25 protein-coding genes and 1 pseudogene are annotated in these 22,725 nt (G+C 69.5%); 9 read left to right on the top strand and 17 right to left on the bottom strand.

The genetic code is table 11. From position 1 onward, the window contains the following. Positions 1-38 precede the first annotated feature (38 nt). Positions 39-857: an SAM-dependent methyltransferase gene (locus tag ACH35V_RS28600; RefSeq protein WP_395976804.1), complete on the top strand. Its 819-nt coding sequence runs from the start codon at positions 39-41 to the stop codon at positions 855-857. Here the strand turns inward: ACH35V_RS28600 and ACH35V_RS28595 are convergent. Continuing rightward, positions 830-1,507: a class I SAM-dependent methyltransferase gene (locus ACH35V_RS28595; protein ID WP_395976802.1), complete on the bottom strand. Its 678-nt coding sequence runs from the start codon at positions 1,505-1,507 to the stop codon at positions 830-832. The genes ACH35V_RS28600 and ACH35V_RS28595 overlap by 28 nt on opposite strands. A 72-nt stretch (positions 1,508-1,579) precedes the next feature. On the opposite strand from ACH35V_RS28595, the gene ACH35V_RS28590 reads away from it, so the two are divergent. Together ACH35V_RS28590 and ACH35V_RS28585 are read left to right on the top strand one after the other, a co-directional pair. Then, positions 1,580-2,329, top strand: coding sequence for an FkbM family methyltransferase (locus ACH35V_RS28590; protein WP_395976800.1), 750 nt, complete (start codon positions 1,580-1,582; stop codon positions 2,327-2,329). A gap of 74 nt (positions 2,330-2,403) precedes the next feature. Next, complete coding sequence (locus ACH35V_RS28585; protein WP_395976798.1) at positions 2,404-2,862, top strand: DUF4260 family protein; 459 nt, start codon at positions 2,404-2,406, stop codon at positions 2,860-2,862. 4 nt (positions 2,863-2,866) lie between these two features. On the opposite strand, the gene ACH35V_RS28580 is transcribed toward ACH35V_RS28585, so the two are convergent. The 3 genes from ACH35V_RS28580 to ACH35V_RS28570 all read right to left on the bottom strand — a co-directional run bounded on the left by ACH35V_RS28580 (position 2,867) and on the right by ACH35V_RS28570 (position 5,454). Beyond that, a complete protein-coding gene (locus tag ACH35V_RS28580) occupies positions 2,867-3,781 on the bottom strand; it encodes an LLM class flavin-dependent oxidoreductase (protein WP_395976796.1) in 915 nt (304 codons plus the stop codon). A 16-nt stretch (positions 3,782-3,797) separates the two neighbouring features. After that, entirely contained in the window at positions 3,798-4,892 is a 1,095-nt protein-coding gene (locus ACH35V_RS28575; protein ID WP_395976794.1) for an NAD(P)/FAD-dependent oxidoreductase, read from the bottom strand. Positions 4,893-4,977: 85 nt separating this feature from the next. Continuing rightward, positions 4,978-5,454 carry a MarR family winged helix-turn-helix transcriptional regulator gene (locus ACH35V_RS28570; RefSeq protein WP_395976792.1) on the bottom strand — a complete coding sequence of 159 codons (477 nt, stop codon included), beginning with the start codon at positions 5,452-5,454 and terminating at the stop codon, positions 4,978-4,980. Between the two features lie 125 nt (positions 5,455-5,579). Between ACH35V_RS28570 and ACH35V_RS28565 the strand changes: the two genes are divergently transcribed. Continuing rightward, positions 5,580-6,353 carry a peptidoglycan recognition family protein gene (locus tag ACH35V_RS28565; RefSeq protein WP_395976790.1) on the top strand — a complete coding sequence of 258 codons (774 nt, stop codon included), beginning with the start codon at positions 5,580-5,582 and terminating at the stop codon, positions 6,351-6,353. 75 nt (positions 6,354-6,428) lie between these two features. Here the strand turns inward: ACH35V_RS28565 and ACH35V_RS28560 are convergent, their stop codons facing one another. The 3 genes from ACH35V_RS28560 to ACH35V_RS28550 all read right to left on the bottom strand — a co-directional run bounded on the left by ACH35V_RS28560 (position 6,429) and on the right by ACH35V_RS28550 (position 9,879). Then, complete coding sequence (locus tag ACH35V_RS28560; RefSeq protein WP_395977067.1) at positions 6,429-8,813, bottom strand: ATP-binding cassette domain-containing protein; 2,385 nt, start codon at positions 8,811-8,813, stop codon at positions 6,429-6,431. A 197-nt stretch (positions 8,814-9,010) separates the two neighbouring features. Further along, complete coding sequence (locus ACH35V_RS28555) at positions 9,011-9,424, bottom strand: VOC family protein (RefSeq protein ID WP_395976788.1); 414 nt, start codon at positions 9,422-9,424, stop codon at positions 9,011-9,013. Positions 9,425-9,429: 5 nt separating this feature from the next. Then, entirely contained in the window at positions 9,430-9,879 is a 450-nt protein-coding gene (locus tag ACH35V_RS28550; RefSeq protein WP_395976786.1) for a helix-turn-helix transcriptional regulator, read from the bottom strand. Between the two features lie 157 nt (positions 9,880-10,036). Between ACH35V_RS28550 and ACH35V_RS28545 the strand changes: the two genes are divergently transcribed. Further along, positions 10,037-13,792: an RHS repeat-associated core domain-containing protein gene (locus tag ACH35V_RS28545; protein ID WP_395976784.1), complete on the top strand. Its 3,756-nt coding sequence runs from the start codon at positions 10,037-10,039 to the stop codon at positions 13,790-13,792. Positions 13,793-13,802: 10 nt separating this feature from the next. Further along, complete coding sequence (locus ACH35V_RS28540) at positions 13,803-14,150, top strand: hypothetical protein (protein WP_395976782.1); 348 nt, start codon at positions 13,803-13,805, stop codon at positions 14,148-14,150. Here ACH35V_RS28540 and ACH35V_RS28535 read toward each other — a convergent pair. Together ACH35V_RS28535 and ACH35V_RS28530 are read right to left on the bottom strand one after the other, a co-directional pair. Next, positions 14,140-14,235, bottom strand: a pseudogene (locus tag ACH35V_RS28535) (hypothetical protein); the annotation flags it as partial. The gene ACH35V_RS28540 and the pseudogene ACH35V_RS28535 overlap by 11 nt on opposite strands. Next, complete coding sequence (locus ACH35V_RS28530) at positions 14,192-14,506, bottom strand: HIT domain-containing protein (protein ID WP_395976780.1); 315 nt, start codon at positions 14,504-14,506, stop codon at positions 14,192-14,194. The gene ACH35V_RS28530 and the pseudogene ACH35V_RS28535, both read right to left, overlap by 44 nt. An 84-nt stretch (positions 14,507-14,590) precedes the next feature. On the opposite strand from ACH35V_RS28530, the gene ACH35V_RS28525 reads away from it, so the two are divergent. Next, positions 14,591-15,097 carry a DUF1772 domain-containing protein gene (locus ACH35V_RS28525; protein WP_395976778.1) on the top strand — a complete coding sequence of 169 codons (507 nt, stop codon included), beginning with the start codon at positions 14,591-14,593 and terminating at the stop codon, positions 15,095-15,097. 98 nt (positions 15,098-15,195) lie between these two features. Here ACH35V_RS28525 and ACH35V_RS28520 read toward each other — a convergent pair whose 3' ends face one another. The 6 genes from ACH35V_RS28520 to ACH35V_RS28495 all read right to left on the bottom strand — a co-directional run bounded on the left by ACH35V_RS28520 (position 15,196) and on the right by ACH35V_RS28495 (position 19,146). Further along, complete coding sequence (locus ACH35V_RS28520; protein ID WP_395976776.1) at positions 15,196-15,870, bottom strand: class I SAM-dependent methyltransferase; 675 nt, start codon at positions 15,868-15,870, stop codon at positions 15,196-15,198. A gap of 137 nt (positions 15,871-16,007) precedes the next feature. Next, positions 16,008-16,466: a glycine-rich domain-containing protein gene (locus ACH35V_RS28515; protein ID WP_395976775.1), complete on the bottom strand. Its 459-nt coding sequence runs from the start codon at positions 16,464-16,466 to the stop codon at positions 16,008-16,010. A gap of 142 nt (positions 16,467-16,608) precedes the next feature. Beyond that, positions 16,609-17,613 carry a hypothetical protein gene (locus ACH35V_RS28510; protein WP_395976773.1) on the bottom strand — a complete coding sequence of 335 codons (1,005 nt, stop codon included), beginning with the start codon at positions 17,611-17,613 and terminating at the stop codon, positions 16,609-16,611. 83 nt (positions 17,614-17,696) lie between these two features. Continuing rightward, positions 17,697-17,849: a helix-turn-helix transcriptional regulator gene (locus ACH35V_RS28505; protein WP_395977065.1), complete on the bottom strand. Its 153-nt coding sequence runs from the start codon at positions 17,847-17,849 to the stop codon at positions 17,697-17,699. Positions 17,850-18,025: 176 nt separating this feature from the next. After that, positions 18,026-18,301, bottom strand: coding sequence for a DUF397 domain-containing protein (locus ACH35V_RS28500; RefSeq protein WP_395976772.1), 276 nt, complete (start codon positions 18,299-18,301; stop codon positions 18,026-18,028). After that, positions 18,298-19,146, bottom strand: coding sequence for a helix-turn-helix domain-containing protein (locus tag ACH35V_RS28495; RefSeq protein ID WP_395976770.1), 849 nt, complete (start codon positions 19,144-19,146; stop codon positions 18,298-18,300). Before ACH35V_RS28495 ends, ACH35V_RS28500 begins: the two co-directional genes overlap by 4 nt. A 188-nt stretch (positions 19,147-19,334) precedes the next feature. On the opposite strand from ACH35V_RS28495, the gene ACH35V_RS28490 reads away from it, so the two are divergent. Both ACH35V_RS28490 and ACH35V_RS28485 read left to right on the top strand, forming a co-directional pair. Continuing rightward, positions 19,335-19,730, top strand: coding sequence for an ATP-binding protein (locus ACH35V_RS28490; RefSeq protein WP_395976768.1), 396 nt, complete (start codon positions 19,335-19,337; stop codon positions 19,728-19,730). 58 nt (positions 19,731-19,788) lie between these two features. Next, positions 19,789-20,745, top strand: coding sequence for an ornithine cyclodeaminase family protein (locus ACH35V_RS28485; RefSeq protein WP_395976766.1), 957 nt, complete (start codon positions 19,789-19,791; stop codon positions 20,743-20,745). Here ACH35V_RS28485 and ACH35V_RS28480 read toward each other — a convergent pair. After that, positions 20,729-21,664, bottom strand: coding sequence for a phytanoyl-CoA dioxygenase family protein (locus ACH35V_RS28480; protein ID WP_395976764.1), 936 nt, complete (start codon positions 21,662-21,664; stop codon positions 20,729-20,731). The two genes, ACH35V_RS28485 and ACH35V_RS28480, sit on opposite strands and share 17 nt — an antisense overlap. A 62-nt stretch (positions 21,665-21,726) precedes the next feature. Then, the gene (locus ACH35V_RS28475) at positions 21,727-22,575 is read right to left on the bottom strand and encodes an SAM-dependent methyltransferase (protein ID WP_395976762.1); all 849 of its coding nucleotides are present in this window, start codon (positions 22,573-22,575) and stop codon (positions 21,727-21,729) included. Between the last annotated feature and the right edge of the window lie 150 nt (positions 22,576-22,725).

Here is a 22,725-nt window from a genome sequence, read left to right as displayed (position 1 = left end):
GTGGGGCGTGCCACCGCACCGATCGATGGGGGCTTCCCGTGCCGGACACAGCGGACAGTGAACCGCGCTCGGCTGACCTGCGAACCGACGTGGCCCACTCCGCCCGCGTCTACGACTACCTGCTGGGCGGCAAGGACAACTACGCCGCCGACCGGGAGGCCGCGGAGGAAATCGTCAAGATCGCGCCGTACATGCGCACGTCCATGCGGGCCAGCCGCAACTTCATGGTCCGGGTCGCGCGCCACCTGGCCGTCGACCACGGCATCCGGCAGTACCTCGACGTCGGGACGGGCCTGCCCACCTCGCCCAACCTGCACGAGGTCGTCCAGGGCGTCGACCCGTCGGCCCGGATCGTGTACGTCGACAACGACCCGATCGTGCTCGTGCACGCCCGCGCCCTGCTCACCAGCACCCCCGAGGGACGCTCCCGCTACATCCAGGCCGACCTGAGCGAGCCGGACGCCATACTGACCGCGCCGGAGCTCCACGAGACGCTCAACCTCGGCGAGCCCGTCGCGCTGTGCCTCCTCACCGTCATCCATTTCATCCCCGACGACGACGAGGCCCAGCGGATCGTCCGGCGGCTGCTGGAGCCGCTCCCGGCCGGCAGCTTCCTCGCCCTCTCCACGATCAACATCGAGAGCGCCGCCAAGCCGCTCAACGCCCTGAAGAAGCACAACGAGCACGGGATCCGCGCCAAGGGCCGCACCGCGGCGCAGATCACGAGCTTCTTCGACGGCCTGGAACTGGTCGAGCCGGGCGTGACGGCCGTCCACCACTGGCGCCCGGACGACGCGGCCCGCCAGATCGACGACTCGCAGGTCTCCGTCTACGGCGGCCTGGCCCGCAAGCCCTGACCCGCGCCCCGGCCCTGTGCCCGGCCCGCGCCCCCGTCCTCGTCCCGCTCGCCTGGGCGGTCCCGCCTGGCCGTGAACGCCGTCAGTTCGGACAGCTCGTGCCGGTGGACGTTCGAGAAGCGGCGGCGCAGCGCGTCCTCGACGCGGGCGAGCTGGTCGTCCGGCAGCCGGAACCTCCGCGCGATCCTCGGCGGACGGCGGCCCCCGTGCCAGGCGATCAGGACCCGCCCGCCGGGACGCGTGACGCGGCGCAGCTCGTCCAGCCCGCGCTCCAGGCACGGCCAGAGCGCCACGCTGTTGACGGAGACGACGCAGTCGAACTCGGCGTCGCCGAACCCCGTGTCCTCGGCCGTCCCCACCCGGAGGTCCGCCCGGGCCGCGCGCCTGGCGGCCATGTCGCGCATCTCCGGGGACGGGTCGACGCCGCAGACGCGTCCGGCGGGCGTCCGGGCGAGGCGGCGGATCAGCCCGCCCGGCCCGTACCCGACCTCCAGCACCCGCTCCCCCGGCCGGACGGCGAGCAGGCGGGCGACCTCGTCCTGCCTGTTCGTCCGCAGCATGAGGCGCCCGGCGAGCCGTCCCCGCAGCCCGCTCGGCAGGACGAACGGCGAGCGGGTCGCCCGGCCCGACGTCCACGGCCTGGTCTCCACCTCGCAGGACGTTCCCCGACACGGCGCGGGGAATCCGGCCGGGGCGGCGGACCGGCGCGGTAATGTCGGCGGATGCTGCTGCGCGCCTACGGGATCGCACGGTCCCTGGTCATGTACTACGGCGTCCCGGGCAAGCACCGCCGCGCGACGCGCCTCTACGGCGAGTTCCTCAAGCCGGGTGATCTGGCGTTCGACATCGGCGCGCACGTCGGCGGGCGGGTGCGCGTCTGGCGGGGCCTCGGGGCACGGGTCGTCGCGGCGGAGCCGCAGCCCGACTGCCTGAGCGTCCTGCGCCTCCTCTACGGCCGCGACGGCGGCGTCACGATCGTGCCGGACGCCGTCGGCGCCCGGCCCGGCACCGCCGACCTGGCCCTCTCGACGGCGACGCCGACGGTGTCCTCGATGTCGCGCGGCTGGATCGAGTCGGTCGCGGCGGACAGCGGCTTCGCCCGCGTCCGGTGGGACCGGACCGTCGAGGTGGCCGTGACGACGCTGGACGGCCTCATCGCGGCGCACGGCGTCCCGGCCTTCTGCAAGATCGACGTCGAGGGCTACGAGGCCGACGTCCTCGCGGGTCTCACCCGCGCCCTGCCCGCGCTCTCGTTCGAGTACATCCCGTCCGCGCACGACGCCGGGCTGGAGGCGCTGCGCCTGGCGGAGCGGCTCGGCGCGGCGGCCGGCGGCTACGAGTACAACTACTCCCCCGTCGAGACGATGCGGTTCGCCGCCCCGCACTGGCTGGACGCGGCCACCCTGGAACGGCGGCTCGACCGCATCCGCCCGCGCGGCAAGTCCGGCGACGTCTACGCGCGACTCCGTTGAGCTTGACGGCTAATGCTCTTAGCTTTATGGTTACGGCTAAGAGCATTAGCCGCCCGCGCAAGGGAGTCCAGGCCATGACCACCATCACCGCCACCGCCACCGCCGCCCCCGCCACCGCCGCCCCGGTCACCGCCGCGACCGCCAAGGCCGGCCGCGCCCGCACCGTCCGCCGCGTCGCGTGGCTGGCCAACGCCCTGTTCTGGACGGCGTTCGCCGTCCTCGAAGGCGTCAACCACGGCTGGCTCGCCGTCCTCCTCGCCGTCGTCTTCTTCATCGCCCCCGACCTGACCTTCCTGGCCGGGGCCCGGGACGCCCACAAGGTCGAGAAGGGGCAGCTCCCGGCGCGCGCCGTCCCGTACTACAACGCCGCGCACCGGGCGCTGGTCCCGGTCGCCCTGATCGCGATCTACACCGTCGTGCCCTTCACCTGGGCGCCGATCTTCGCCGGGATGTGCGGCTGGCTGGCCCACATCTCCTTCGACCGCGCGTTCGGCTACGGCCTGCGCACCAAGGACGGCTTCCAGCGCCGCTGACGCCTCACCCCTCCTCTTTCATGACCGCTTCGCGCACGGCCGGGACGATCTCCCTGGCCCAGCGCCCGAGGAACACGTCGTCCTGCGCCCCGTCGCCCGCCGGGAAGAGCGTGAAGCCCGACGCGCCGTGCTCCAGGACGGCCCCCGTCAGCTCCTCGACCCACTGGTCGACGGAACCGCCGATCCAGCGCCCGGACCGGTCGCGGGTCGCTGCCGCCGGACGGTCGGTGATGCGTCCCGGAAGGTTGAAGACCGTGCGGATCTCCCCCGGATCGCGGCCCGCGGCGGCGGCCGCCGCATCGATGATCGGCCGCGATCTCCGGTACCGGTCGCTGAGCCAGTCGGCGGCGTGGCCGGGGATCCAGCCGTCCGCCACGCGTCCGGTTGCGGCCAGGGATTTCGGTCCGACCGATCCGGTCCACACGGGTGGCGCGGCCACGGGGGCGGGGTCGATCTCGTCCACCCGGTAGTGGCGGCCCCGGTGGGTGATCGGCGGGCCGCCGCCCGACAGCTTCCTGACCAAGATGATCGCCTCCTCGAAGGCGTCCACGGCGTCGCCCGGCGAGAGCCGCGGGACGCCCATGTCGGAGATCCGGTCCCAGAGCCCGCCCGCGCCCATGCCGAGCACGACGCGGCCGCCGGACAGCGCCGACAGGGACGTCACCGTCCGCGCCAGCATCGGGGCCGGACGGGTCGGCAGGTTGGTGACGTTCGCGAGGCCCGCGATGCGTTCCGTCCGCCCCAGAATGAACCCGATGGCGGCGTAGGCGTCGAGGCGTCCGCCGATGTAGGGGTGGTCCGACAGGGAGAAGACGTCGAGACCGTCCCGGTCGGCCTGCTGAGCCAGGCGCAGCAGTTCGGGCACGTCTCCGACGCCGGTGTGGGCGCCGAAGCCGAAGACGACGTTCTTTACCGGCATTGTTCCGCCTCCCTTCTCAATCGGTGGTGCCGAACAGTTCGGCGAACCGTCCGGTGAACAGGTCGGCGCCCTTGTACTCGGCGACCGCCGGGGCCGGGAGGACGGACGGCCCGTTTTCCGCCGGCATCTGGCCGACGCCGCCGCGAGGCCCGAGCGGGAGCAGGATCATGGGCTCCGGCGACGGCCGGTAGACCGCCGGCGCCCGCTCCCCGCGCAGCTGGGCGAGGATGTTCTCCGCCACGACCTCGGCATGCCGCATGGCGTGCCCGGCCCGCTTCGCCTCCGCGACGTCGGTGAGGTCGCCGACCGCGTAGACGTGGTCGTGCCCGCGGACGTTGAGGGTCTCCGAGACCGGCGCCTCGCCCTGGGCCGTCAGGGCCGTGAGCCGTCCGTCGGCGAGGTATTCGCTGTTGACGCGCACGCCGTAGGCGCGGAACCAGATGTCGGCCGTGATCTCCTCACCGCCGGTGGTCGTCACGGTGAACGTCTCGGCCCGGCCCGACTCCACCGCCGGCGGCGCCGTCAGCCGCGAGCCCAGCAGCAGCCGGACGTCCAGCTCGTCGAGCTGCCGATGCAGTTCACGACGCAGCTCGGGATGAAAGCCCGGGAGAAGCCGCTCGACCGGATCGACGACGGTCACCCGCTTGCCCGGCCAGACCTCCTTGATCTCACCGGCCAGCTCCAGCCCGACCGGCCCCGCCCCGGCGATCAGCACCCGCTCGGAACCGGCGAGTTCCTTGTGGGTGCGGCGCAGGTCGTCCAGCGCGGCGCCGGTGGTGTCGGCGGCGGGCTTGGCCGGATACACGTAGCTGGAGCCGGACGCCAGGACCAGGTAGTCGGCGTCGAGACGCCGTCCCGAGGCGAGCGCGACACCGCCGGGATCCGCCGAGACGGCACGGTCTCGGATCACCGTGCCCCTGGTCAGCAGCGCGTCGTAGGGGAAGAACATGTTGCCCGCCCAGTCCGGCCGGGTCAGCGCCCGCAGCGACCCCGCCGCGTTGACGAACGCGTCCCTGGGCTCGATGAGGACGACGTCGGCCTCAGCGTCCAACGCCTTGGCGACGGCCGCTCCGCCGTAGCCTCCGCCGATGACGGCGACAGTTCGACTCATGATCACACGCTCCGCACATAGGAGAAGAGTTCGTACCACGAACCATATTAGTTCGTGCTACGAACTTCAACCCGCGGTCGCGGAGTCAGTGTTTGGAGAACGGCCCCTCGCCCGGTTCCATGAAGACCACCGGGACCTCGTTGTCGCGGACGACGCGGCTGAGCACGTCGGCGAGCGCGTCCCGGTCGGCGTCCCCGAGACCGTCGGCGAGCCTCTCGACCCGCCGGCACGTCTCGGGATAGAACTCATCGATGAGCTTGCGACCCTGCGGCGTCAGCGCGACCCGCACCGCCCGCAGGTCGTCCGGGTCGGATTCCCGCTGGACGAGGCCGTTGCGCTCCGTCCGGTCCACCAGGCCGGTCAGGCTCGACTTGGCGAGCCCGAGCATCGCGCCCAGCTCACCCATCCCGCGCGGCCGCATCATCAGCACACACAGCAGCACGCCCTGCTGCGATGTGATGCCGTGCTCCCGAGCCGACTCGGTGTACACGGCGTTGACCAAGAACGCGCTCTGCACCAGCGCGCTCACGACCCCGATCCGCTCATCATCCTGCGTACCCACGCGACCAGCATACCCACAGTTCGCACCACGAACTGATGCCTCCGGCGGCGCCGGGGTTGTAGTGACGGGAGATTTCACGCATGATCGGCAGCCCCGGCCGATCGACACCTAGAGGGGAGCCGCTCGTGCCCGCCAACATTCCATTCACCCGCCGTGGCCTGCTCGGAAGCGCCGCCGCCGCCATGAGCGGCGTGCTGCTCGGCCCACAGCCCGCCGCGTCCGCCCTGACCGTCCCCCAGACGCCGAACGTGCCCGAGGCGCGGGCCGTGCCCCGCCGGTACACCCGTGCCGAGTGGGCCGCGCGCCCGCCCACGGCGGCGGCGACCGTGCTGAACCGCGCTCCCGATCACATCGTCGTCCACCACACCGCCTCCGCGAACGCCGCCGACCTGTCGCTGGCGCACGCCTTCACGCTGTCCCGCGCGATCCAGAACTTCCACATGGACTCCAACGGCTGGGAGGACGCCGGCCAGCAGCTCACCATCAGCCGCGGCGGCCACCTCATGGAAGGACGCAACCGCAGCCTCGCCGCGATCGACGCCGGAGATCTCGTCGTCGGCGCGCAGACGCTCGGGCACAACGACCACACGATCGGCATCGAGAACGAGGGCACCTACATGACCGAGGAGCCCACCGAAGCGCTGTGGGACGCCCTCGTCGCGACCTGCGCCTGGCTGTGCGACGTCCACGGACTCGACCCGCGGGAGGCCATCGTCGGGCACCGCGACTACAACACCACCGCCTGCCCCGGCGACGCGCTGTACGCGCAGCTCCCGCGCCTGCGCAACGAGGTCGCCGGAAACCTCGGCCTGCGGCGGCGCGTCCGCGAGAGCCCGCCGCCCAAGCCCAGCGGCCTGCCGGGCCCGCGCCACACCTTCGACCACGGACCGGCCGCGTAACGGCGGCGGGGCCGCCTCCACGAAGGAGGCGGCCCCGCGCCCGGCCGTCAGCGGTCGGCCGTCAGCGGTCGGCGATCAGCGGCCGACGTAGTCGGCGAGGTGCTCGCCGGTGAGGGTGGAGCGGGCGCCCACCAGATCGGCGGGCGGGCCCTCGAAGACGACCTTGCCTCCGTCGTGCCCGGCGCCCGGCCCGAGGTCGATGATCCAGTCGGCGTGCGCCATCACCGCCTGGTGGTGCTCGATGACGATGACCGACTTGCCGGAGTCGACGAGCCGGTCGAGCATCCCGAGCAGCTGCTCGACGTCCGCGAGGTGCAGGCCGGTGGTCGGCTCGTCCAGGATGTAGACGCCGCCCTTCTCGCCCATGTGCGTGGCCAGCTTGAGCCGCTGCCGCTCGCCGCCGGACAGGGTCGTCAGCGGCTGGCCGAGCTTGAGGTAGCCGAGCCCGACGTCGTCCATCTGGGCAAGGATCTTGTGGGCGGCGGGGGTGCGCGCGTCACCGGACCCGAAGAACTCCTCGGCCTCCGCGACCGACATCGCGAGCACCTCGCTGATGTCGCGGCCGCCGAGGTGGTAGTCCAGTACGGACGCCTCGAACCGCTTGCCCTCGCAGTCTTCGCAGGTGGTCGTGACGCCGTCCATGAACCCGAGCTCGGTGTAGATGACGCCCGCGCCGTTGCAGGCGGGGCAGGCGCCCTCCGAATTGGCGCTGAACAGCGACGCCTGGACGCCGTTGGCCTTCGCGAACGCCTTGCGGATCGGGTCGAGCAGCCCCGTGTACGTCGCCGGGTTGCTGCGCCGCGAGCCGCGGATCGGGGCCTGGTCGACCGTGACGACCCCGTCCCGCCCGGACACCGAGCCGTTGATCAGCGAGCTCTTGCCGGAGCCCGCCACGCCGGTGACCACGCACAGCACGCCGAGCGGGACGTCGACGTCCACGTCCTGCAGGTTGTGGGCGTTCGCGCCGCGGATCTCCAGCGTCCCTTCCGGCTTCCGCACCGACTCCTTCAGCACGGCGCGGTCGTCCAGGTGGCGGCCGGTGAGCGTGTCGCTGCCGCGCAGGTCGGCGACGGTCCCCTCGTAGCAGACCGCGCCGCCCGCCGTCCCCGCGCCGGGGCCGAGGTCCACGACGTGGTCGGCGATCTGGATCGTCTCCGGCTTGTGCTCCACGACCAGGACCGTGTTGCCCTTGTCCCGCAGTCGCTGCAGCAGCTCGTTCATCCGCTGGATGTCATGGGGATGCAGGCCGATGGTGGGCTCGTCGAACACGTACGTGACGTCCGTCAGCGCGGACCCGAGGTGCCGGATCAGCTTGGTGCGCTGCGCCTCGCCGCCCGACAGCGTCCCGGACGGCCGGTCGAGCGACAGGTACCCCAGCCCGATCTCCACGAACGAGTCGAGCGTGCTCTGCAGCGTCGTGAGCAGCGGCGCCACCGACGGCTCGTCCAGCCCGCGGACCCAGTCGGACAGGTCGCTGATCTGCATCGCGCACGCGTCCGCGATGTTGATCCCCTTGACCTTCGAGGACCGGGCCGCCTCGGCCAGCCGCGTCCCGCCGCAGTCGGGGCAGTCGGCGAAGGCGACCGCGCGCTCCACGAACGCCCGGATGTGCGGCTGCATCGCGTCCTTGTCCTTGGCCAGGAACGACTTCTTGACGCGCGGCACCAGCCCCTCGTACGTCATGTTCGTGTTCTCGATCTTCACCTTGACCTGGTCGCGGAAGAACAGGTCGTGGCGCTCCTGATCGGTGTAGTCGCGGATCGGCTTGTCCGGGTCGAAGTAGCCGGTGTTGATGATGAACCGCACCGACCAGCCGTCCGCCTTGTAGCCGGGGATGGTGATCGCGCCCTCGTTGAGCGACTTGGAGTCGTCGACGAGCTGGCGCAGGTCGATGTCGGAGACCGCGCCCCGCCCCTCGCACCGCGGGCACATTCCGCCCGCGCGGCTGAAGGTCACCTTCTCGGCCTTGGCGCCGCCGCTGCGCTCGACGGTGATCGCCCCGGCCGCCTTCACCGACGGGACGTTGAAGGAGAACGCGTTCGGCGGCCCGATGTGCGGCTGCCCGAGCCGGCTGAACAGCAGGCGCAGCATGGCGTTGGCGTCGGTGACGGTGCCGACGGTGGAGCGGGGGTTGGCGCCCAGCCGCTCCTGGTCGACGATGATCGCCGTCGTCAGCCCCTCCAGCAGGTCCGCCTCGGGACGCGCCATCGTCGGCATGAAGCCCTGCACGAACGCGCTGTACGTCTCGTTGATCATCCGCTGCGACTCGGCGGCGATCGTGTCGAACACCAGCGAGCTCTTGCCCGAGCCGGAGACGCCGGTGAACACGGTCAGCCGGCGCTTCGGGATCTCGACGCTGACGTCCTTGAGGTTGTTCACCCGCGCGCCGTGCACGCGGATCAGGTCGTGGCGGTCGGCGGCGTGCTCCGCAGGCGACTGCGCCTCCGTCCCCCTGGTCATGCTCATCGTGTCTCCATCTGTCAGGTGGAGCCGCCCTCCGCGGACTCCGCCGGCGTCGCCTGTCGCGAGCCCGCCGACTCCGAAGGATACGTCCGGTTCGGCGGCCGGCGACCGGTGATCGCCGTCTCGTGCGGGAGGCCGCCTCCGGCACCGGGGGCGGCCTCGTGCAGGTCAGGCCGCGTGGGCCGGACGACGCCTCAGCGCTGCTCCTGGATGCGGAGCAGGTTGCCCGCCGGGTCGCGGAAGGCGCAGTCGCGGACGCCGTACGGCTGCTCGGTCGGCTCCTGGACGACCTCGGCGCCGCTCGACTCCAGCTTCGCGAAGGTCTCGTCGAGATCGGGCGTGGCGAGGTTGATGCCCGCGTAGGTGCCCTTGGCCATCATCTCGCTGATCATGCGGCTCTCGTCCTCGGTGATGCCGCAGCCGTCGACGACCGGCGGCTCCAGGACGATGGACGTGCCGGGCTGGCCGGCGGGGCCGACCGTGATCCAGCGCATCCCGGCGTACCCGACGTCGTTGCGGACCTCGAAGCCGAGAACGTCGCGGTAGAAGGCCAGCGACGCGTCCGGGTCGTCGTGCGGAAGGAAGGTCTGGTGAATGCTGATTTCCATGGCCGTCACGCTAGCTGCGGCTCGGTGACCTGTGCTTCTCGATTCCTGATCGGTCGCGTGACCCGCTTGGCGACGCACGGCGCCATGCCCTCCGTCGCCTCCGCCTGCTCCCGCCGGTACACGCTCGGCGGGACGCCGACCAGCTCGGTGAAGCGGGTGCTGAACGTCCCCAGCGACGAGCATCCGACCTCGAAGCAGACCTCGGTGACGTTGAGGTCGCCCCGGCGGAGCAGCGCCATCGCGCGCTCGATGCGCCGTGTCATGAGGTAGCCGTACGGCGACTCACCGTAGGCCTGCTTGAACTGGCGGCTGAGGTGCCCGGCCGACATGTTCACCCCGCGGGCGAGCGCCTCGACGTCCAGCGGGTTCTGGTACTCGCGGTCGATCCGGTCGCGGACGCGGCGCAGCAAGGCGAGGTCGCTCAGCCGCTGCGCCTCCGTAGATCTGCTGCTCACCTGCGAAATCGTCCCATGCCGTGCCCGATATGTCTAAGCGCGCCGACGCGGGCGCCGGGGCGGAGACGCCTCTCGCCGATACAATCCGCTCCGAGGCGTCGGCATCGGAATGATCGGATGATGACCATGCTGATCGACCACGTGATCGGAGCCCGTCTTGGGTAGGGGCACGCGTCCCGGCGGCAGGAGCCGCGGGCGCGCGGGCGCCGCCGTCGGCGGCCCGTTCGGCCGGATGGCGGGCAAGGCCTTCCGCAGCCCCCGGGGCGCGAAGGGCGGCCGGGGCCGGGGCCCGGGACGCGGCGGGGGCTCCGGCGGAGGCCGGCAGCGCGGCGGCGGGGGCCGGAACCGGGGGCAGGACAATCCCCGCCACGGCGGCAGGCAGCCCGGAGGCCGGAACACCACCCACGACCCCATCGACGTGATCACGGGTGAGGTCCTGCTCACCGAGACCGATGTGACGCTTCCGGGAATCCTGCCGCTCGTCCTGGAGCGGACCCATGTCTCCAGCTATCGCGACGGCCGGTTATTCGGGACGTCCTGGGCCTCCACTCTCGATCAGCGCCTGGAGATGGACGCGACGGGCGTCCATTTCCTTTCGGCCGACGCGATGGTCCTGAAATACCCCCACGCGGGGGTGCCGAATGTGCAGTTCCGGCCGGTGGAAGGCCCGCAGTGGCCGCTGGTCCTCACGCCGGACGGCGGCTACCGCCTCACCGACCCGCAGCTCGGCCACACCCTCCACTTCCCCGCGCCCGGCGAGGAGTACGGCTGGTCGGAGGTGCCCCTCACCGCGATCACCGACCGCAGCGGCGACCGTATCGAGTTCCGGTACGAGAACGGGACGCTGGCAGAGATCCGCCGTCCCGGCGGCCAGCGCATAGCAGTCGAAACCGCCGAGACCGACTCCGAAGGAGTGGACACGGGACGACGCGTAACGGAACTCCGCCTCCTCACCGATACCACCACCGACGCGACCGACGGCGGAATCACCCTGATCCGCTTCCGCTACGACGCGGCCGGCGAACTCGCCGAGGTGATCAACTCCTCTGGCGCACCGCTGCGGTACACCTACGACGACGCGGCGCGCCTGACCGGCTGGACCGACCGCAACGGCTTCTCCTACGGCTACGAATACGACGGCGAGGGCCGGGCCGTCCGAGGCACGGGCTCCGATGGCCTCCTCAGCACCGCCCTCGCGTTCGATCCGGAGAACCGGACCACGCTCGTCACCGATTCGCTCGGCCGCACCACGGCCTACCGCTACAACGATCACCTCCAGGTCGTCTCCCAGACCGACCCGCTCGGGGCGACCACCCGCTCCGAATGGGACCGCTACGACCGGCTCCTCGCCCGCACCGACCCGCTCGGGCACACCACCCGCTACACCTACGACGAGAGCGGCAACCTCACCGGCGTCGTCCGTCCGGACGGGGCGCGGGCGGAGGTCGTCTACAACGACCTGAACCTGCCCGTGAGGTCCACCAACGCCGGCGGCGGCACATGGCATCACGGTTACGACGACCGCGGAAACCTGACGCGCATCACCGACCCCGCAGGGGCGGAGGTCGCCTACGCCTATGACACGTCCGGACGGCTGACCGCGATCACCGATCCGCAGGGACGCACCACCACGCTGGACGTGGACGCCGCCGGATCCCCCGTCGCCGTCACCGATCCGCTCGGCGCCGTGACCAGGTTCTCCCACGACGCCTTCGGCCGCATCGCGTCGATAACCGACCCGGTCGGCGGCACCACCGGGTACGGATGGACGGTCGAAGGGCTCCCCGCCTGGCGCCGGCTCCCGGACGGAACGCACGAGAAATGGTCGTACGACGCCGAGGGCAACCTCCTCGAACACACCGACCCGGCCGGCAACGTGACCCGCGCCGAATACACGGGTTTCAGAACGCCGATCGCCGAGATCGGCCCGGACGGCGCACGCCTGGAATTCGGCTACGACACCGAGAACCGCCTCGTCCGCGTCACCGGCGCGGACGGCGCGACCTGGACCTACGAGTACGACGCGGCCGGGAATCTCGTCGCGGAGACCGATTTCAACGGCCGCACCGTCACCTATTCCAATGATCTGGCCGGACGCCCCGTCTCCAAGGTCAACGCCGCCGGGCAGGCCATCTCCTACACCCGGGACGAGATGGGCGACGTCGTCGAAAAGCGAGTCGGCGACACGGTGACCACCTACGAGCACGACCCGCTGGGACGACTCATCACCGCGGCCAACCCCGCCGCCCGGCTGTCGTTCGAGCGCGACCCGGCCGGCCGGATCGTCGCGGAGCGGTGCAACGGAGCCGCGCTGGTCTCCGACTACAACCTGCTGGGCCAGCGGACGCGCCGCCTGACCCCGTCCGGGGCGGAGAGCACGTGGACCTACGACGCCGTGGGCATGCCCGCCACCCTCACGACCGGCGGCCAGGTCATCGGTTTCGGATACGACGCGGCGGGCCGTGAGGTTCAGCGCCGCATCGGCTCCGCCACGATCCTCGCCCAGCAGTGGGACGCCACGCATCAGCTCAGCACCCAGAGCCTGTGGGGCGCCCCCACCCCGGAATCCGCGGGCCAGGCGCGGCTGCTCCAGCACAGGACGTACAGCTACCGGGCCGATGGCGTCCCGACGGCGATCACGGACCGGCTCACCGGCGACCGCCGTTTCGACCTCGACACGGCAGGACGCGTCACGGCCGTGTCCGGTCACGGATGGGCCGAACGCTACGTCTACGACCGATCAGGCCAGGTCACCGACGCCTCATGGCCCGCATCACCCGAAGCGAACGCGCCCGCCGGAGACGCGATCGGCGACCGCGAGTACTCCGGGACGTTGGTCCGCCGGGCGGGCAACGTCCGCTATGAGTACGACGCCCAGGGCCGGATGATCCTGCGGCAGCACGCGCGGCTCTCGTCCAAGCCCCTCACGTGGCGTTTCCACTGGGACGCGGAAGACCACCTGATCGGAGTCGAGACACCCGAAGGCCACCGCTGGCGCTACACCTACGACCCCCTGGGCCGCCGCATGGCCAAGCAACGACTCACAGCAGACGGCCGTGGAACCGTCGAACAGTTCCATTTCATGTGGGACTTCGACGTTCTAGCCGAACAGGTGCACACCCTCTGGTCGCCCGAACGCCAGGCTTGGATAAGGGAATGCACGACCTGGGAGTACGAGCCGGGCAGCTTCCGTCCGGTCGCCCAAATACGACGGGTGCCGCTCGCCGAAGCACCGCAGAGCTGGATAGACCGGCAGTTCCAGGCCATCGTCACCGACCTCGTAGGCGCGCCCGCAGAACTCGTCGCCCCTGACGGCGCGGTAACGGGACGCACCCACACGAGCCTATGGGGCGCAAGAGAGGCACATCCCCCGGCCCACATCGACTGCCCCCTCGCCTTTCCCGGACAGTACCGGGACGCCGAAACCCTCCTGAACTACAACCATCACCGCTATTACGACCCGCTGATCGCGCGGTACGGATCCGCCGACCCCATCGGCCTTGCCGGAGGCTTCGATCCGCATTCGTACGTCCCCAACCCGCTAACATGGGTCGACCCGCTCGGCCTCACTCCGAAGCGCCCGAAGGGCCCGCCGGAGGTTTTCGAACGGTACGGCAGCAAGGCGGAGGCCGAGGCCTCAAGAGACGCCAACGGACTCGTCCCCCGGCCCGGCCACGAGCGCCAGCCGAAATGGATCGGCGACCAGGGCACCGTCGACGGAGGGACGCTCGGCAAACCCAAGAACTACACGCACAAAATGGAGATACACGCCGACCCTGGCACCCGGCAGTGGCTGAAGGACCAGGGCTTCGAGACCAAACCCACCAACGAGCCCGGTCGCTACGAGATCCCCGAAGCGGCACGCGAGGCGTTCAACGAGAGAGTCCGTAAAATCGACATTAGACCCAGGTAGAGGTGCGACGATGTCCGACATTGCGAAGCAGAATTTCCTGGCGGCCGCCGCCGCGAAGGGCGATCCGGACGGACGCACAGAGAAGTTCCGCGAGGCTCTTCTGGCCTTCGGGTCGAGCACCGAGGACAACCTCGCCGCCGCAGAGCGAGTCGCCTTCAAAACACTGCCTCGCTTTGGCGGGACGCAAACCGAGCTCGCACTGAGGTCGGCCGACGTATTTCTCTCCGAAGTGACGAATTTCGCGGAGGAAACGGAGATCCCCGATTCTATCCGGAACGAGTTCCCAGAGATGGACCAGAAAGACTGGGAAGCAGTGATGCGAGTGGCCACCCTCGTCTTCATAGCCCTCAAATCCTGAGAGCCCGATCAACGGGCAGGGAACCCCACATCGGCCGTAGATCATCGCCGTGCAGCCGCGGCACCACGTGCGTGTGGAAGTGGAAGACCTCCTGCCCGGCGGCCCGGCCGGTGGACCCCGTCGGGGGCCAGGGCCGCCTTCACCAGCGCGGCGACCCGATGCGCCATCCGGGCGACCTGCGCGTGGGCGGACTCGGAGATCGTCCACACGTCGGCGGCGTGCTCGCGCGGCACGACCAGCGTGTGCCCTGGCGAGGCCGGGGCGATGTCGAGGAAAGCAACGGTGTGCTCGTCCTCAAGAACACGGTAGGACGGCGACCGCCCGGCAACGATCTCGCAGAAGGTGCAGCCGTTCACGCGGATACCTCCGGTAGACGGATACGAATGGACGCAAGCGTTCCAGCCATGGAGGCTCTCGCCGCACTCGGATTTCCTGAACGTATGAGAACCGCAAGCCTGATCATCGCAATCATCACGACCGGACTGACGGCCGGCGTCTTCACCGACTGGTCGAACACGATCATGCCCGGCCTGAGCGACGTCGACGACCGCACCTTCGTCACGGCCTTCCGGGCGCTCAACGAGGCGATCGAGAATCCGCTGTTCATCGGCGTGGAGTTCACGGGAGCGCTGCTGTTCACCGGCCTGTCCGTCGCCCTGCACCTGCGCGCGGAGCACCGGCGCGTGCTGGTCTGGGTCGGCGCGGCACTGGCGTTCTACCTGGTGACGAACGTCGTCACGGTCGGCGTCCACTTCCCGCTGAACGACAAGATCATGGAAGCCGGACCACTCACCACCGACGCCGACTTCGCCGCCGCCCGAGCCCAGCTCGACGAGGCCAAGTGGACCGCCTGGAACACCGTCCGGGCCCTGACGACGGCCCTCGCCTTCGCCTGCCTCACCTGGGCCCTGGCCATCCACCGCCGCGACCGAACGAACCGCCCTTGACGCCGCTGAGGAGCAACGTCCACCCGAACCCAAAAGGGGACGGCCGCCCCTCGGCCGTCCCCTCAAACCGCGTCCACCCAGACGAACCGCGGCTAAATTCAAACGCCCTGGGCACGGCGAGCTTGCACTATGAGGGTGCCAACGTGGTCCGGAGTCGGGGCTGGCTCTATTTGAGATGTGACGTCCACGAAGCCGTGGGCTTGGAGGATGGTCCCCCAGGTGTCCGGCTCATAGGACCAGCGGTAGAGCCACACTTGCGGGCCGTTGAAGCCAGCGCCGTAAATGCCTTGGACGCCGTAGGAGCCGGGGACGGCGGGAGCGTGGGAGAAGACCAGCTTGCCGCCCGGATTCAGGTGGTCGTGGACGAGGGGCAGCAGGTCGTCGGGGTCGGTGAACCAGACCGCGCCCCAGATGGAATAGATGGCGTCCCAGCGCCGGTCCGTGGCGGCGAGGTAGTCCATGGCCTCGGCATGCTCGAAATGGGCTGAGGACAGGTGACCCCAGCGGCTTCGGGCATGCTGGCACTGGGTCTCGGAGATGTCGATACCGGTGGCGGTGATGCCTTTGGTCGCCAAGGCGGCTACGGCGTCGCCGCGGCCTGAGCCGAGTTCCAGGGCCGTCAGCGCGTCCCCGAGCAGTTCGTCACCCGGGCCGTGGCCGGGGTACTGCGTCCAGCCGAAGGCGTTCTTGAGGGCCTCTTCCGGCGTTTCGTCCGTGACGCCCTCGGCGTAGTGATCCCAGTAGCTGGCGCGGTCGTCGACGCTGGTCGGCATGTAGGCGGGCCCCTGGTGAGTGGGTGTCGGGACCCGTGTCACGGTAGCCGTGGACCTGAAGGCGCACTGCCGGTTCGCCTCATAGGGACGCGAGGGACAGGCACCATTGCGGAGCGTGCCCCTCGCGTGGACGTAGGTCAGTGGCAGTTGCTGCCCGGGTAGCAGGGGGTGCACTTGGCGAAGTCGGCCTCCCACAGCGGCCAGTCGATCGCGAACCCGTTGACCTCGATGACGTGGGCCGTCCGCTCGACGGAGCCGTCGTGCTTGAACTCGACCGCTGGGATGTGCTCCATGAAGCGGCCGAAGTGCCGGTCGCAGAACTCGCGGTAGTTGCGGGTGTCGAGGATGAACCCGTGGACGGCGATGTCGACCAGCGGCCCGCAGCCGATCTCCAGATTCTCGCCCCACTTCTCCATCGCGGTGATGAGGTAGGCGACGGCCTGGCCGAAAAGGCGCTCGGCCATCACGGTGTCGAAGGGGTGGTCGCGGACCAGCAGAGCGATCTGCCGCTCCCACACCTGCGGGTCGACGAATGACTTGGGGTCTCTGGGCTTGGTGCCCGTCCGGCCGACGTCCTGGACGGTTCCGGTGGTCATGGTTGGGCCTCCTTGAGCCGGTGACCTGCCGCGAGTCCGGCGGTCCTGGTCGCACTGTCGCCCGGCTGGGGTGACGAGACGAGGCCGGGGACCAGGTCGTGGACGTCGCGTGCATCTTCTGCACGCGGCCGAGGATCGAGGTTTAGGGGACGCCGCACCGGGCGGCCAGGCCTCGCAAGTCCGGGGACGTCCGGCCGGAGACCAGGAGGCTGGTCACCAAGTCGCGAACCGCAGGACGGGAGTGCGTTTCTTGAGGGGCCGCGCGTTCCGCGTGCAGGAGGGCCTCTAGACACTGGTCGCGGCGCCCCCACATCCCGTACGCGCGGGCGATGTCGGTGAAGTAGCGGGCTCGGCGTTCGAGCGTTGGCAGAGACCGGGGCGTGAGCTCTCGAGCGGCCGCGATTGCGGCGGCGGGGTCGCCTGCGGCGTACTCGGCGGATATGCGGTGAAGCCGGACCGCGGTGGGGCCGAAGCCGCCGCCGTGGTCGCGTAGGAGCACACCGCTACCGAGTTGTGCTGCGGTTGCTGCTGCTTGTTCAGTGAGCTGGCGCATGCCTGACCGGTCGCCGTCGTGGGCGGCGGTGTACGCGGCGGACATCACCAGCAGGCCGCGTTCGGCGGTGAGGGTGGGGGCGGGGCCTCGGAGCATCTCGTCCTCGGCCATGTCCAATGCGATCTGCGTCGCTTGGGTGTGCCAGCCCGCGCGGCGCGCCAGCACGGCGAGGTTGCGTGCCGCTTCCCCGGCCACCAGGGGCCTGCCGGACGCCGCGGCAAGAGTGCGGGCTCGGTCGGCGGCGATCCAGCCGAGCTGATCGTCCAGCTTGATCATGATCCGCGTGACCAGGGTGTACGTCTCGGCGAGGACGGGGATGGCCGTTTCTCCGGCCGAGTGTCCGCTGGAGATCAAGCGTGGCAGGGCGTCCGCGAGTCGACCGTACTGGCAGTTGTCGTAGGCCCGGACCGCCGCGCCAAGCGCGGGACGGAGTTGCGGCGGCGGTATGGGGTGGCTCAAGCGGCCGGTTCCGAGCATGGCGTCGCGGACACGAGCCAGAAGGAAGTTTCGCTGATCGGCGTTGGAGCCGGCCGCCGCGACGGCGGCGCGGGCCGGTGCGCTGGCGGCGGCAGCGGTGACCGCGAGACTGGTCAACAGGTGACGGCGCCGCACATCGCCCTCCGCTGGTGGGTCGATCGCCACCGTAGCGGTGATACCCAGTGTGGTCGGAGTGATCTCTAGAACCTCGGCGAGGCGGCGAAGGGTGGCAACGTCGTCCAGAGCTTGGCACCCGTTTCCAGGCGGGAGACGGTGGAGCGGGAGCAGTGGAGGCGATTGGCCAGGTCGCGTTGCGTCCAGCCGTGGGCGACGCGGGCGGACCGTACGAGCATGCCGAGGCTCGGGCCCATGGCGGACCCCGTGATCAGAGGAAGGAGCTCGGGAGAGTTATGCCCGTTGAGAGTGCCGCCCGCGGCCAGAGTGACGTAGCCATGTTGAGCCGGTTAGATCTTCCAGCCAGAAAGAAAGGGGACGGCCGAGTCTTGGCCGTCCCCTAGGAGTTTGCGGGTCAGGGGGTCAGGTCGAGCGAGCCGCCCTTGATGACGGTGAGGAGGGACGTCCACGCGAACGGCGCGATGGAGAGCATCGGGCCATCTGCGTCCTTGGAGTCTCGCAGCGCTACGCCCTGTCCTGTCAGCGCCGCGACCTCGACACACGACGTCCCTTCGCTTCCACTATGGCTGCTCTTGCGCCAGAACGCGGCGACCTCCACACACTCCGAGCCGCCGCCTCCGCTGTGACTGCTCTTGCGCCAGCGAGAGAAGGAAAACTGCGTACTGGTCATGAGGACGACACTAGCCGTTCGATGAATGCGCGGGTGTCCGAAGGGGTCAGGGCAGCAGCGCGAAGGTGGTCGAAGACGACATCGTGATGGCGGATCTGCTCTAGATCCTCCAGATACCAGCCTGTGGTCAGGTTCTCTACAAGCACCACCGACAAGTCGTCGGTCACCAAGGTCGTGAAGGACCCGTTGTGACCGGGATGGGGCCCGGAGGTGAACGGAAGCACCTGAAGGGTCACGTTTGGCAATCTTGAGAGTTCAATCAGTTTCCTGAGTTGGCCCTCCATCACTTCCTTACTGCCTTGTTGCTGGCGGAGCGCGGCCTCGCTCGCAATGGCCCAGAGATGCAGCGGATCCTCCTTGAAGAGAATCTGCTGGCGGCGCATGCGAACCTCGGTCAAGCCTGCCACGTCATGCGGATCCCCCATCGAGATAGTCGAGGCTATGACCGAGCTGGCGTACTGCTCGGTTTGCAGGAGGCCAGGGATGAGGTGTAGCTGGAAACTTCTGACAGACGTCGCATCTGCCTCAAGCGAGATGTAGTCCAGCGTTGAGGCGGAGAGTTTGCCCTCGTAGCGGAGCCACCAGCCCTTCTTGTTCGAATCGCGGGCGAGTTCATAGAGGGCCCTGCGGCGGACGGGGTCCGTGAGTTCGTAGCGGTCGAGCATGTGCTCCAGAGAGGGACGGCGAATGCCGCGTTTGCCGGTTTCCAGCTTGCTGAGGGAGGACGGTGTGCGGTTCAGCAGGCGAGCCGCCTTCTGGAGGGTGAGGTCGCGGCTCTCCCGCAGCTCGCGCAGCATCGTGCCGAGCTTGCGGCTTCGCATGGTCGGGCGCTGCGGGTCGCTCATGGCGTAATCATTACCTGACAATGAGTAACCGGTGAAGGATATTTGCCAGGTTGGCCAAAGTGACTCAGTCAAAAGTGCCTGGGGACCGTGTGCCTGGGGACCTCGGGACGAGGCGGACGAACGCATCGCTTGGGATGACACGTCCAGCACATTCTTTTCGGACACAACGATCCGTGAGGAGTGGAGTAGTGACGGTGCCGACCCTGAAGTTCGACACGCTTCTGCTGCCGGGGATGGACCGGGTGTCCGGGCACGCGCGGCGCTGGCTGCACGACGTGCTGGGCAAGCACCCGGCGCTGGACAACGCCTCGCTCTGCATGACAGAGCTCATCACCAACGCGCTGCGGCACACGGAGTCGGGACGGGACGGGCAGATCCGGGTGGAGGTGGGTCACTCGGAGAAGTTCGTCCGCGTCACGGTGATCGATGACGGCGGCGCCGATTCCGTCCCGCACCTGGCCTCGGTGGGCGAGATGGCGGAGGGCGGCCGGGGCCTGCTCGTCGTCGCGTTCCTGGCCACGTCGTGGGGCGTCGACCGCCGCGGTGAGGGGCACGCCGTGTGGTTCGAGTTGGGTCACGGCTGACGGCGCGCGTCCCGCGCCTACGCTGGCGGGAACATCAGAGCGAGGACGGGAGCCGACGATGACCGACCCCGGCGGAAGCGGAGCCCTCGTCCTCGATCGTGATCAGACCAGGGCGGCGTTGCCGCCGGACGCGGTGCTGGCGGCGGTGCGGACCGCGCTCGTGGCGATCAGCCGCGGCGACGTCTCCGCCCCGCCGCGGGTCGCGGCTCGTTCGGCGCACGGGCTGCTGGGCGCGATGCCCGGTTACGTCCCGGAGCTGGGGTTGTCGGCCAAACTCGTGTCGGTCTTCGGCGGCGGTGGAGCGGGCAACCATGGCGCGCATCGCGGGATCGTCGCGCATTTCGACGCGGAGTCTGGCCGGTTGCTCGCGGTCATGGACGCGGAGGCGATCACCGCGGTGCGCACGGCGGCCACGGCGACCGCCGCCATGCTGGCCTTGGCCCGGCCGGACGCCGCCCGGTTCGCCGTGATCGGCACTGGGACGCAGGCTCGTGCGCAGATCGCTTTCCTCGCGTCCATGAAGTCGGTGGAACTGGTGGTCGGGGCGCGTGATCTGGTGAAGGGCGAGCGGCTCGTCGCGGAGTTTGATTTCGGGTCTGTCAGCAGTATCGAGGCGGCGGTCAGGACGGCCGATGTCGTTTTCTGCTGCACGTCGAGCCGTCAGCCCGTCGTCCGGAGAGAGTGGCTCGCTGAAGGTGCGCATCTCAGTTCGGTCGGCGGTTCGGACGGCCCGGAATTCGACGCCGCGACTCTGCGGTCGTCGTCGCTGTTCGTGGAATGGCGCGGCGCCGTGACCGAACCGCCGCCGGCCGGTGCGTGGGAGCTGCAGGACGCCGATTCGGGAGAGGCTGATCTGATCGGGGCCGTCCTGGACGGGCGGCATTCGGGGCGGCGTTCGCCCACGGAATTGACGGTTTTCAAGTCGACCGGTCATGCAGCACTGGACGTTGCGGCGGCTTCGGTGGTTTATGAGGAGGCTCGCCGTCGCGGCCTGGGGATCACTGTGAACCTGTGAGGTTTTGGCCGTCCCGCCAGGGTGTGAGGTCGAGGCCGGGATAGCGGAGCGCGACACCGGCGAGGGTGTCGGCCGTCCAGTACGGGTGGCCGGGCGGCGGGAACCCGAAGAGTTCGAGCTGGCGGAGGCTGGCGTTGGCGACGAATCGGTACCAGGCCGGCTCGTGGCTGCGGTCGGCCCACCCTTGGCGCTGCCCCCATTCCGCTGCCGCGCGCCGGTAGCTGACGTGCATCGAATAGCGCGCCCCGCCTGGACGAGTCAGCCCCGTGCCGCGATGGAAAGTGCCCTGTTCAAAGGCCACTACGGTGCCTGTGGGCCCGGCGGCCGACACTTCCTGCTCATAGAGATGAGGGTGGCTTTCGGCAACGAACCCGGTTTCGTCGCTGTGGTCTATGGTCCGGCCGGGGAACCAGTTCGGTTTGGCGGCCAGATCGGCGGTGTGGGATTTCGGGACGAGGTGCGGCGGCCCCAGATCTTCTGGGACGTCGACCAGGAAGATGAACATCTCCAGCTGCCGATACTCGTCCGCCGTGCTGGGCACGAGCAAGGTGTGGCCGAGGTAGTCGCGGTGGAGGGCCTGGTCGTAGTCGGCCGCCCCGGTGTATTTGGCCCATGCCTCGGCGGAGTAAAGGCGCAGGTCGTCTCCGCCTAGCAGTGTCTCGGCCAACCGGATCAGGTCGTCGTGCACCGCAAGCAGGCTGATCTGCGTCGAGTCGAGCGGGAATCTGTCGATTCCAGCGAACTCGTCACCGAGAAATCGGTCTCGGCGGAGGTCGGTTCCGTCGTGGAAGCCCTGGGCGGAAGGAAACAGCAGGTCCAGCTCGGCGAGCGCCGGGCGCAGGGTCTCCTCGGAGAGGTAGCCGGGCAGAATGACGAATCCGTCCTGCTGCCATTGCCGAACCGCTTCGTCGAGATTCATGACCGCAGTATCACCATATGCCGACAGGCGGCCCAACCGGTTTTTCGCGTCCGCGCGAGCGGTTAAGGCTTCCGCGCCACCGCGCCGTAGCCATCCACGTGGACTGGTTCGCCCTCGGCTGGATCTGGACGCCACTGCGAGATGGAGACAGTCCCGGGGTCGATTTTCTCCAGGCCGTCGAAAAGTGCGTCAAGTTGCTCGACACTGCGCAGGATGTATGGCAGGGTCCCGGATTCGGCGTACTTCTCCGTGCCGCGCCTGGCGGCCTCGGACGTGTCAGTGCAATCCCAAAGCACCAGGTAACTGCCCGATGGCACGCCCGCCATCGTCTCGTCCACGATCCGCTTGACCGTCCCGTACTCCTGGCAGAAGCCCATCACGCCCATGAACATCACCGCGATCGGCTGACTGAAGTTCAGGACGTTGGCGGCCTCCGCAAGTATCTGCTGAGGACGGTGATAATCAGCGTCGATGTACTCGGTGACGCCCTCGGGAGTGGTGCCGCGCATCAACGCGCGGGCGTGCGCGAGGACCATGGGGTCGTTGTCCACATAAACGATGCGGGCTTCCGGGGCGGCCCGCTGTGCGATCTCATGGGTGTTGGACTCGGTGGGCAGCCCGGCGCCGATGTCCAGGAAATTGCGGACCTTCGCCTCGGTCACCAAATGGTTCACGACGCGGATCAGGAACCGGCGGGACTGCCGGGCCAGCGGCACCAGGTCGGGGTTCAGCGCGGCGGTGGCGTCGCCGACCTCCCGGTCGATCTCGTAGTTGTCCTTGCCGCCCAGCCAGTAGTTCCACGTCCGGGCCGGTGAGGGGATGTCGGTCCGCAGCCGTGCCAGCACGTCGTCAGGGAGGTGGGAAGGCCGATTCGCGGCCGGGCCGCCGGGAGCGCCGCCAGATGAGGGCATCGTCGACTCCTCGAAATGTCCGATTGGGGCAGGATCTTACGCTTTTGTCGCCCGACGTGTCAGGAACCCACGAACGAAGCCACCGCTCCCACCTGATCCCCTGTGCGTCTCCGTGACTGGATGGCGACGCACCGGTTACGTCCACGTTCG

The organism is Actinomadura sp. 1N219, assembly GCF_044326405.1.
GTDB lineage: Bacteria > Actinomycetota > Actinomycetes > Streptosporangiales > Streptosporangiaceae > Spirillospora.
Note: the sequence above shows the minus strand (reverse complement) of the source record. Positions and strands in the feature narration are given on the sequence as shown.